At 64.9% G+C, this 268-nt stretch carries 1 protein-coding gene; it reads right to left on the bottom strand.

Annotation, left to right across the window (positions count from 1 at the left end; all coding sequences use genetic code 11):
• Positions 1-57: 57 nt before the first annotated feature.
• The coding region (locus ACZ2IA_RS23010; RefSeq protein WP_470294906.1) for a hypothetical protein at positions 58-268 on the bottom strand (211 nt) is incomplete at its 5' end.

The following is a 268-nucleotide window of genomic DNA, read 5'->3' as shown; positions in this document are numbered from 1 at the left end:
CAAGAAGCGGAAGTGGCCAGAACAGCGCCATCCAGGGCCAGACAAAGCTGAGATCGCTCAACATTGGCGCACCCAGCGATAGGCGGCATCGATGTGCTCGGAGTCCAGCGAGCAATGCGGCCGATGCGCACAGCTGGCCAGCGCACGCGCAAGCTCCGGCTCGAGTCCGGCGCGCGTGTTTTCCATCAGAAACAGCGCAAAGGCTTCATCGCCGAGTGCGGCCTGACGGGGAGAGTAGCGCTCCCGCGCGATCCGCCGTAGCAGACGC

Source organism: Crenobacter sp. CS_VA4, from assembly GCF_055597485.1.
This window is presented reverse-complemented; position numbering and strand designations above follow the sequence as displayed.